The following is a 9,350-nucleotide window of genomic DNA, read 5'->3' as shown; positions in this document are numbered from 1 at the left end:
ACTCAGCCTTGTTCGATGCGGTTACGTCCGGCATTCTTGGCCCGGTAAAGCGCCTCATCGGCCCTTTTCAGCGCATGGTCGCTGCGCTCGCCGGTCTTGAACGCCGACAGCCCGACCGACACGGTGATGGTCACGCGCTCGCCCTTGAAGTGGAACGGACAGGCCTCGATGGCCGCGCGCAGGCTCTCGGTCAATTTGAGCCCCGCGGTGACCGAGGTATCGGGCACCAGCAGGACAAACTCCTCGCCGCCGAAACGGGCAATGAAGTCACCGGGACGCAGGCGCTTGCGCAACTCGCTGGCAATGATCTTCAGCACCTTGTCACCGGCCAGGTGGCCGTAGTTGTCGTTGATCCGCTTGAAGTGATCGAGATCGAGCATGGCGATCAGCAGGGTGTTGCCGTGCTGCTGCCACTGCGCCATTTCCTGCTCCAGGCGCTCGCTCCAGGCCGCACGATTGGGCAGGCCGGTCAGCGGGTCGACCAGGGCTTTCTGGCGCTGCTCCTCGAGGTGGTCACGATAACCCTGGGCCTCCTGCTCCATATGCGCCACGCGTTCGGCCAGGCTTTGCAGGCGCACGGCAACCTCCTGCTCGCGGATGGCCCGCTGTTGCTGGTGCTGGTCCATGGTGCCCAACAAACCTTCGAGGCGATTTTCCAGGACATGCTTGAGGCTTTCCAGGTCCGCGGCATCCTGCACGCTGCTTTGCAGGCTATCGACATGCTCGCGCAACTGGCTGTGCAGCTCGTTCGCCGCCGTACGCCCTTCGGCATGCCCGGCACTGGCCGCCTGCAGGTTGCTCTGGAACGACTCCAGGCGTTCGTTGAGTTGCTTGAGGTAGATCTGGAAATCGTGTTGACCGCTGTCGTTGATCGCCAGCATCAACACCGCCAGATCATCGAGGATCGGCAGCAATTCGTACCAGTTCAACCCATGTTCGAGGCGGTGGCGCATGGCTTCGGCATGGGCCTGGTGACGTTCGGGCAGGGTCAGGTCGTCGAGCAGGCCCAACAACGTCGACTCGATATGTTCGGCCACCGAGCTGTAGGACGGCTCCGGGGATTCGGGCAAGGCGAACAGCACATCCGGCTCGGGGTACTCCGGGTCGACGGCCGCCAGCGCTTCAGCCATCACCGGGGGTAACGGCAGGCTGTCGATAAACACTGCGGGAGCGGGATGCAGCACAGGGGCTGGCGCTTCAGCCGGTGCGGCCGCCTTGGCGGCAGGCGTGGGCACCATGTTGGGCTCGACGGCCAGAATCGGCGGTTGCCCGGCCGAGCTCGCCATAGCCACGGATGGCACTTCGGGCACCGCCTCGGCGACAGCGACAGACGGCTCCGGCTGCACCACCTGCGGCACATAGGCCACCGCATCGACGGACTTGGCCGCGGGCACCAGCTCGGGCTCGGTAGCGGACGGCGGCACCGACACAGGCACTTCGAGCTCGGCTGGCGCTGCGGCCTCAACAGGGGCAACAGGGGCGGGGACGGACGCCGCTGCCGGCTCGACGGCAGGGGCCGCTAAGGCTACAGGTGGCGCGATTGTTGGTGCGGATGCATGAACAGCCTCCGGCACTTGAACCTCAGGGTCACGCGCCACGGGTTCGACCGCGTGGCTCGGAACCTGTTCGGCCCCGGCGGGCTGGGCCGGCGACTGACCCGGGGTGGCTTCTGGCGGATTCTCCTTGCCACCGAACAACCGTTGCAACAGGCCGGGACGCCCTGGCTCGGCCGGCTGCTCAAGCTGCGTCAGTGCCTTGCCTTGCAAACCACTGAGCTCGCTGAGCAGCAACGGGATTTCCCGCGCCTGGCCAGCACGGCCCTCAAGCTGCTTGGCGAAGTTCTTCAGCGGCCGCCGGACTTCACGGGTCAGCGGCAAGGATTGCAGCTGGGTCACCAGCGAGGTCAACGCGGTGCTCACCTGTTCGGCGCGGGTCTCGCGACGCTGTTCGGAGTCGAGCACGGCTTTTTCCAAGCGAGGCAGCAGCGCCGCCAGGCCCGCGTCCATATCGTCACTGCGGATGATATCGCGCATTTCCTTCATGCACTGGTCGACCGCGCGGTCGGTCCCTTCCGCCGCCAGGGTGCTGCGCACCAGCCCACGGCGAAGCAGGTCCAGACGGGCGTCCCAACGACGCTCGAGCTTTTCCTGTTGTTCGATGCTTTTAAGGTATTTCTCTTTCCAGCGTTCGACTTCTTCGCTGCTCATGCCGGCGTCCGCGAGATTTAGCTACTCAAGGCCGGCAACGTATCAGAACCGATGGAGCCTGGCAGGCGAATTTCGACGGCCACCGGCAAATGATCGGAAATAGGTTGGGCCAGCACCTCGACTCGCTCCAGCGTCAGGCTGGGGCTAAGCAGAATGTGGTCCAGGCAACGTTGTGGACGCCAGCTGGGAAACGTGGCTTCCACCTGCGGTGCGAGCAAACCGAGGTCGCGTAAAGGCGAGTGTAGCAGCAGGTCGCTGGCCTGGGTGTTCATGTCGCCCATGAGCACCAGGTGCCGAAAACCGCCGATCAGCTCGCGGATATAGGCCAGTTGCCGGGTACGCGCCCGCGCCCCCAGGGCCAGGTGCATCATCACCACCACCAAGGCTTCCGAGCCCTCGCCAAAGCGCACGAGAATGGCTCCGCGCCCGGCCGGCCCCGGCAAGGGATGATCCTCGATCGCCGAGGGCCGCAAACGGCTCAGCACGCCATTGCTGTGCTGGCCCAGGCGTCCGAGGTTGCGATTGAGTTGCTGGTACCAGTAGGGAAAGGCCCCGAGCTGGGCCAGGTGCTCGACCTGATTGATATAACCTGAACGCAGGCTGCCACCATCGGCCTCCTGGAGGGCCACCAGATCGAAATCGGCGAGCAGGCCGCCGATCTTCTGCAGGTTGTCCGCCCGCCCGGTATGGGGCAACAGGTGTTGCCAGCCACGGGTCAGGTAATGTCGATAACGCTGGGTGCTGATGCCCACCTGGATATTGAAACTGAGCAGGCGCAAGCGGTTGTCCGCCGGCAGGCCGGTGCTCTCCAGGTGACGCTCGTTGACCTTGGGCTCATGCAGGCCAACGAGACGCTCCGTCCCCCAGCGCCCGATCACGGCGGCGGCCTTACTTGGCCGCCGTCATGGCGGCCCGCTCCTTGGCGATCAGCTGGTCGGCGACATTCAGTGCGGCTTCTGGACCACCAGCAGTGCCGAGGTCGAAGCGGTACTTGCCGTTGACGATCATGGTCGGTACGCCACTGACTTCATACTTCTTGGCCAGATCACGATACTGGGCCATCTTGCCCTTCACGGCGAAAGAGTTGAAGGTTTCCAGGAACTTGGTCTTGTCTACGCCTTGGGTGGCGACAAAGTCAGCCATGTCGTCAGGCTTGACCAGTTGCTTGTGTTCCTTCTGGATGGCATTGAACACTGCAGCGTGGACCTTATGCTCGACACCCATGGTGTCCAGGGTCACGAAGAGCTGGCCGTGGGCATCCCAGGGGCCTCCGAACAACGCCGGAATACGCACGAAATTCACATCGCTGGGCAGCTTCTCGACCCAAGGGTTGATGGTCGGCTCAAAAGCGTAGCAATGCGGGCAACCGTACCAGAACAACTCGACCACTTCGATTTTGCCCGGCTCGGCAACCGGTACAGGGTTGCTCAGTTCCACGTAGGTCTTGCCGGCCTCAAGTGGCACATCGGCGGCCTGGGCCGTCATGCCGAACAGGCTGGCGGTGACGAGTGCGGCGCTGAGAATCAGATTACGCATGCTTTGCTCCTGGACATGGAAAGTGGCCCCAGACGCGACCTGTAACTCAGACAGACCGGGGCGGGCTCTAGTTCGATAATTAGTGTAACGGCAGCGGCCACAAAAAAGGGCGGCCAAGGCCACCCTTTTATCGTTGCAGCAGTGGATTAATCGATCATTAACGTTGCCAAAGATGACAATCCACCGCGCGCCAGGCCGTCAGCCCCTCAGTGCAGGCCCTGTACGTAGCTGGAAACGGCGTCGATATCCTTGTTGCTCATCTTCGCGGCGATGCTGCGCATGATCATGGTATCGCCGTCGTTGGTGCGGTTGCCTTCGCGGAAGTCGGTCAACTGCTTGGCGATGTATTGCGCGTGCTGGCCGCCCAGGTGCGGGAAACCGGCGGCGGCGTTGCCCGCGCCATTGGGCGAGTGGCAACCGATGCAGGAGGGCATGCCCTGGTCCAGCTTGCCGCCGCGGAACAGCTCTTCGCCGCGGGCCACGACCTTGGGATCGGCGGCGCCGACGCTGCCTTGCTGGCTGGAAAAGTAGGCGGCGATATCGGACAGGTCCTGATCGCTCAGGTTGGTCAGCAGGCCGGTCATTTCCAGCACCGTGCGCTTGCCCGACTTGATATCCTGCATCTGCTTGGTCAGGTAGCGCTCGCCCTGGCCGGCGAGTTTCGGAAAGTTGGGGGCCATGCTGTTGCCGTCGGGCCCGTGGCAGGCTCCGCAGACAGCAGCCTTGGCCTGACCGGCCTTGGCATCGCCGGCGGCCTGGGCCAGGCCTGTGATCCCCAGGGTCAACAGCAGACTCACGATCAGTTTGTTCATCAGCTAATCCAACTACGGCTAAGGGTTAAGAGTTATGGACCGGGCTTACTCGCTCATCCACTGGATGATGCTTCGGTAATCCTCGGTACTGCAGTCCATGCACAAACCACGCGGCGGCATCGCCTTGAAACCCTGGGTCACGTGTTGCACCAGCGTCTCCATACCTTGCGCCAATCTTGGCTTCCAGGCCGCCTGGTCACCCTTTTGAGGGGCCATCGGCAACTGTCCGGCATGGCAGGCACCACAAACACGGTTGTACACGGCTTCCGGATCCTGTGTAGCCTGCGCGCTGTAAAGCGGCATCAAGAGCCCGGCGGCCAGCAGCCATTGGGTCATCAATGACCTTCTCAGGGTTGGGAACGTACCGCGTTCTACTGCGCGGTCTAGGTCTATCGCCCCCGTGGGCCTTATCCTATGCAGGGACAAAGCACACACAAAATCTGCGGCATTATATACTGGCGCTACTGAAACGGAAATGACACTGCTGCCGCGTCCATCCCCGGCACCGCCCATATCGGAAATCCCATGCAACTCAAGAACCCCATTCTCGGCCTGTGCCAACAGTCCACCTTCATGCTCAGCGCCGCCAAAGTCGACCAGTGCCCGGACGACGAAGGTTTTGAAGTGGCCTTTGCCGGCCGTTCCAACGCCGGCAAATCCAGCGCCCTCAACACCCTGACCCATGCGAGCCTGGCGCGCACCTCGAAAACCCCGGGTCGCACACAGCTATTGAACTTCTTCAAGCTAGACGATGATCGGCGTCTGGTCGACCTGCCGGGCTACGGATATGCAAAAGTTCCTATTCCGCTGAAGCTGCACTGGCAGCGTCACCTGGAAGCCTACCTGGGTGGCCGGGAGAGTTTGAAGGGTCTGATCCTGATGATGGACATCCGCCATCCGATGACCGACTTCGACCTGTTGATGCTCGATTGGGCGGTGGCCAGCGGCATGCCGATGCATATCCTGCTGACCAAGGCCGACAAGCTGACCTACGGCGCGGCGAAGAACACCTTGCTCAAGGTCCAGGCGGAAATCCGCAAGGGCTGGGGTGACGCCATCAGTATCCAGCTGTTCTCGGCGCCCAAGCGCCAGGGCCTGGAAGAGGCCTACACTGTATTGGCGGACTGGATGGAACTGGCGGACAAGGGCGCAGAAGCGGCGGCGGAATAAGGCTCGCTTTTGAGGCCCGACAGACGGACACCAAACTGGCTGTGGTGCGCTCAGGCAAGGCAAAAACGCGGCGTGAAAGGCGAAGTTTACTGGCTGTAAATGAGTCTTTCACGCCGCGCTTTTAACGCAGCATGAGCGTGCCACAGCCAGTTTGGGGGCAAAAAAAACCCCGGACTTCGTATGGGGAGGGGAAGTTCGGGGTCCAAGTTCCGAACCGCTAGGGCGGCGTCCGGAATATCTGCCAACACTTAACACAACATAGGAGCATCGAAGGGCTTCACCAGCCATTCAGTAACTCTGAGTGTCGTTTTGCCGATTTAGTTCCGAAAATCTTCAAAAACTATTTGGCATAAGTGCCGCCTATTTCTGAACTAATGGCCTTTCGATGGTGTTTTGCCGCGACGCCATGCCGCGGCAAATGTCGGACTCAGTGCGCCTCATCCCAGTTGTTGCCCACGCCCACATCCACCAGCAACGGCACATCCAGCTGCACCGCGCCGCTCATGTAGGCGCGAATCTTCTCGCTGACCTCTTCCACCAGATCCTCACGCACCTCCAGCACCAGTTCATCGTGCACCTGGAGGATGACCCGGGCATCCAGGCCGGATTCGCAGAGCCAGTTATCCACCGCCACCATGGCCTTCTTGATGATGTCCGCCGCCGTACCCTGCATCGGCGCGTTGATCGCCGTGCGCTCGGCGCCGGCACGCTCCTGGGGCCGGTTGGAGTGGATCTCCGGCAAGTACAGCCGACGCCCGAACAGGGTTTCGACATAACCCTGCTCCGAGGCCTGGCCGCGGGTGCGCTCCATGTATTCGCGAACCCCCGGGTAGCGAGCGAAATACACGTCGATGTAAGCCTTGGCGGTCTTGGTGTCGACGCCGATGTCCTTGCCCAGCTTCTGCGCGCCCATGCCATAGATCAGGCCGAAGTTGATGGCCTTGGCGCTACGGCGCTGGTCGGACGTCACCGCGCCCAACTCGACCTTGAACACTTCCGCCGCCGTCGCCGTGTGCACGTCGAGGTTGTGGCGGAAGGCATTGAGCAGGCCTTCGTCCTTGGACAAGTGGGCCATGATCCGCAGTTCGATCTGCGAATAGTCTGCTGCCAGCAGCTTGTAGCCCTTCGGCGCGATGAACGCCTGGCGAATGCGCCGGCCCTCGGCGGTGCGCACCGGGATGTTCTGCAGGTTCGGATCGCTGGAGGACAAGCGTCCGGTGGCCGCCACCGCCTGGTGGTAGGAGGTGTGGATACGCCCGGTACGCGGATTGATCTGTTCCGGCAGGCGATCAGTGTAGGTGCTTTTCAGCTTGCTCATGGAGCGGTACTGCATCAGCACCTTGGGCAACGGATAGTCATCCTCGGCCAGCTTGGCCAGTACTTCTTCAGCCGTGGACGCCTGCCCCTTGCCGGTCTTCTTCAGCACCGGCAGGCCGAGTTTTTCGTAGAGGATCGCGCCCAACTGCTTGGGCGAGCCAAGATTGAACTCTTCGCCGGCGATCACGAACGCCTCGCGCTCCAGCTCCACCATCTTCTTGCCCAGCTCGATGCTCTGCACGCCGAGCAAATCGGCATCCACCAGCGCGCCCTGGCGCTCGATCCGCGCCAGCACCGGCACCAGCGGCATTTCGATATCAGTCAGCACGCTGAGCAGGCTCGGCACGGCGGCCAGTTGCTCGTGCAAGGCCAGGTGCAGGCGCAAGGTCACGTCGGCATCTTCGGCGGCATAGGGCCCGGCCTGTTCCAGGGCGATCTGGTCGAAGGTCAGTTGCTTGGCGCCCTTGCCGGCGATGTCCTGGAAGCTGACGGTGTCGTAGTCGAGGTACTTCTTCGCCAGGCTGTCCATATCATGCCGGGTCGCCGTGGCATTGAGCACGTAGGACTCGAGCATGGTGTCGAAGGCGATGCCGCGCACCGTGATACCGCACGCCGGGTCGCCGCCGATGGCGCAATTGGCGAGGATATTCATGTCGAACTTGGCGTGCTGGCCGACCTTGAGCTTTTCCGGGTCTTCCAGCAGCGGCTTCAAGGCCCGCAACACGCTGTCGCGATCCAGTTGCTGCGGCGCATCGATGTAGGAATGGGTCAGCGGCACATAGGCCGCTTCATTGGCCTGTACGGCGAAGGAAACACCGACCAACTGCGCCTGCTGCGCGTCGATCCCGGTGGTTTCGGTGTCGAAGGCAAAGAGCTTGGCGCCCTTGAGTTTCTCCAGCCAGGCATCGAAGCGGGCCTGGTCGAGGATGGTTTCGTATTGTGGCTCACTGGGAGCCTCGGCCACTGGCGGGGCAGCGTCCGCCGGCCCGGCGTCGAAGAGCCCGGCGTTGTCCGCCGCAGGCGCCGCCGCAGCGGCCAACTCAATGCGCTTGGCTTCACGCTGCAACTCGTCGATCCAGCTCTTGAATTCCAGCTCGGCATACAGCTCGGCGAGCTTTTCCCGATCCGGCTCGCCCAAGTGCAGGTCGTCCAGGCCGATCTCCAGCGGCACGTCGACCTTGATGGTCGCCAACTGGTAGGACAGGAACGCCATCTCCTTGTGCTCAAGCAACTTGGCCGGCAAGGTCTTGGCCCCGCGAATCGGCAGGTTCGGCACCTGGTCGAGCTGCTCGTAGAGTTCTTTCAAACCACCGTTGACCCCCACCAGCAAGGCCACGGCGGTTTTCTCGCCGACCCCCTTGACTCCGGGAATGTTGTCGGAAGAGTCACCCATCAACGCCAGCAGATCGATGATCTGCTCGGGAGCGACGCCAAACTTCGCCTTTACGCCCTCCACATCCATCGAGGTTTCGTTCATGGTGTTGACCAGCGTAATGTGCCCGTCGACCAACTGCGCCATGTCCTTGTCACCGGTGGAGATCACCACCGGACGGTCAGCGGCCGCGCTACTGCGGGCCAGGGTGCCGATCACATCGTCGGCTTCCACGCCTTCCACGCACAGCAACGGGAACCCCATGGCACGCACGCTGGCGTGCAACGGCTCGATCTGCACGCGCATATCGTCGGGCATACTCGGGCGGTTGGCCTTGTAGTGGGCATACATTTCATCGCGAAAGGTCCCGCCCTTGGCGTCGAAAACCACCGCGAAGGGGCTTTGCGGATACTGTTTGCGCAGGCTTCTGAGCATGTTCAGCACGCCCTTGACCGCCCCGGTGGGCAACCCCTTGGACGTGGTGAGCGGCGGCATCGCGTGGAAGGCGCGATACAGGTAGGAAGAACCGTCCACCAGGACGAGAGGAGCTTGGTTCATGAGTACGATCAACCTTTTCGGCGGGTGCGGCGCTAGAATAGCCGGACCGTTGACGACAAAGGGACAAGGTTATCATGCGTAAACTCAATCGCCTGTTATTGGGCGGCTTGCTTGCGCTCGCGCCGCTGGCCGTCATGGCCGCGTCGGATGCGCCTTCAGCCGAACCAGAAGTGACGATTCACACGGAAGGTGACAAAACGATCCAGGAATACCGGGTAAATGGCTTTCTGTACGCCATCAAGGTCACCCCCAAAGGTGGCAAGCCCTACTTTCTGGTCCGTGCCGATGGTACTGATGCAAACTATATCCGCTCGGACCAGCCCGATATGCTGATTCCAGCGTGGAAGATCTTCGAGTGGAAGTAAGCCCTTAACTTTA

At 62.1% G+C, this 9,350-nt stretch carries 8 protein-coding genes; 2 read left to right on the top strand and 6 right to left on the bottom strand.

Annotated features, from left to right (window positions below):
- Nucleotides 1–2: 2 nt before the first annotated feature.
- The 5 genes from M5B42_RS26430 to M5B42_RS26410 form a co-directional block, all read right to left on the bottom strand.
- The gene (locus tag M5B42_RS26430; protein ID WP_248747465.1) at nucleotides 3–2,207 is read right to left on the bottom strand and encodes a diguanylate cyclase; all 2,205 of its coding nucleotides are present in this window, start codon (nucleotides 2,205–2,207) and stop codon (nucleotides 3–5) included.
- Between the two features lie 17 nt (nucleotides 2,208–2,224).
- Complete coding sequence (locus M5B42_RS26425; RefSeq protein WP_177103892.1) at nucleotides 2,225–3,085, bottom strand: endonuclease/exonuclease/phosphatase family protein; 861 nt, start codon at nucleotides 3,083–3,085, stop codon at nucleotides 2,225–2,227.
- A gap of 10 nt (nucleotides 3,086–3,095) precedes the next feature.
- Complete coding sequence (locus M5B42_RS26420) at nucleotides 3,096–3,743, bottom strand: thiol:disulfide interchange protein DsbA/DsbL (protein ID WP_103496277.1); 648 nt, start codon at nucleotides 3,741–3,743, stop codon at nucleotides 3,096–3,098.
- A gap of 206 nt (nucleotides 3,744–3,949) precedes the next feature.
- Nucleotides 3,950–4,555 (bottom strand): c-type cytochrome, encoded by a 606-nt coding sequence (locus M5B42_RS26415; protein ID WP_248747464.1) that lies wholly within the window; start codon nucleotides 4,553–4,555, stop codon nucleotides 3,950–3,952.
- 45 nt (nucleotides 4,556–4,600) lie between these two features.
- On the bottom strand, nucleotides 4,601–4,891 hold the full coding sequence (locus M5B42_RS26410) for a c-type cytochrome (protein WP_103496275.1): 291 nt from the start codon (nucleotides 4,889–4,891) through the stop codon (nucleotides 4,601–4,603).
- A gap of 189 nt (nucleotides 4,892–5,080) precedes the next feature.
- Here M5B42_RS26410 and yihA point away from each other — a divergent pair, with 189 nt between their 5' ends.
- Nucleotides 5,081–5,725 carry a ribosome biogenesis GTP-binding protein YihA/YsxC gene (yihA, locus tag M5B42_RS26405; RefSeq protein WP_103496274.1) on the top strand — a complete coding sequence of 215 codons (645 nt, stop codon included), beginning with the start codon at nucleotides 5,081–5,083 and terminating at the stop codon, nucleotides 5,723–5,725.
- A gap of 427 nt (nucleotides 5,726–6,152) precedes the next feature.
- On the opposite strand, the gene polA is transcribed toward yihA, so the two are convergent.
- Complete coding sequence (gene polA / locus M5B42_RS26400; protein ID WP_248747463.1) at nucleotides 6,153–8,972, bottom strand: DNA polymerase I; 2,820 nt, start codon at nucleotides 8,970–8,972, stop codon at nucleotides 6,153–6,155.
- Between the two features lie 74 nt (nucleotides 8,973–9,046).
- Here polA and M5B42_RS26395 point away from each other — a divergent pair, with 74 nt between their 5' ends.
- Nucleotides 9,047–9,337: a DUF2782 domain-containing protein gene (locus tag M5B42_RS26395; RefSeq protein ID WP_103496272.1), complete on the top strand. Its 291-nt coding sequence runs from the start codon at nucleotides 9,047–9,049 to the stop codon at nucleotides 9,335–9,337.
- Nucleotides 9,338–9,350 lie beyond the last annotated feature (13 nt).

Source organism: Pseudomonas sp. MWU12-2037, from assembly GCF_023242345.1.
Taxonomy (GTDB): Bacteria; Pseudomonadota; Gammaproteobacteria; order Pseudomonadales; family Pseudomonadaceae; genus Aquipseudomonas; species Aquipseudomonas gingeri_D.
The sequence above is the reverse complement of the archived record's forward strand: the minus strand, read 5'-3'. Positions and strand labels throughout refer to the sequence as shown.

What these genes read in the sequence shown, in the direction of transcription:
- M5B42_RS26430 (WP_248747465.1), bottom strand. Translation starts at nt 2,207, where the DNA reads ATGAGCAGCGAAGAAGTCGAACGCTGGAAAGAGAAATACCTTAAAAGC.
- M5B42_RS26420 (WP_103496277.1), bottom strand. Translation starts at nt 3,743, where the DNA reads ATGCGTAATCTGATTCTCAGCGCCGCACTCGTCACCGCCAGCCTGTTC.
- polA (WP_248747463.1), bottom strand. Translation starts at nt 8,972, where the DNA reads ATGAACCAAGCTCCTCTCGTCCTGGTGGACGGTTCTTCCTACCTGTAT.
- yihA (WP_103496274.1), top strand. Translation starts at nt 5,081, where the DNA reads ATGCAACTCAAGAACCCCATTCTCGGCCTGTGCCAACAGTCCACCTTC.
- M5B42_RS26415 (WP_248747464.1), bottom strand. Translation starts at nt 4,555, where the DNA reads ATGAACAAACTGATCGTGAGTCTGCTGTTGACCCTGGGGATCACAGGC.
- M5B42_RS26395 (WP_103496272.1), top strand. Translation starts at nt 9,047, where the DNA reads ATGCGTAAACTCAATCGCCTGTTATTGGGCGGCTTGCTTGCGCTCGCG.
- M5B42_RS26410 (WP_103496275.1), bottom strand. Translation starts at nt 4,891, where the DNA reads ATGACCCAATGGCTGCTGGCCGCCGGGCTCTTGATGCCGCTTTACAGC.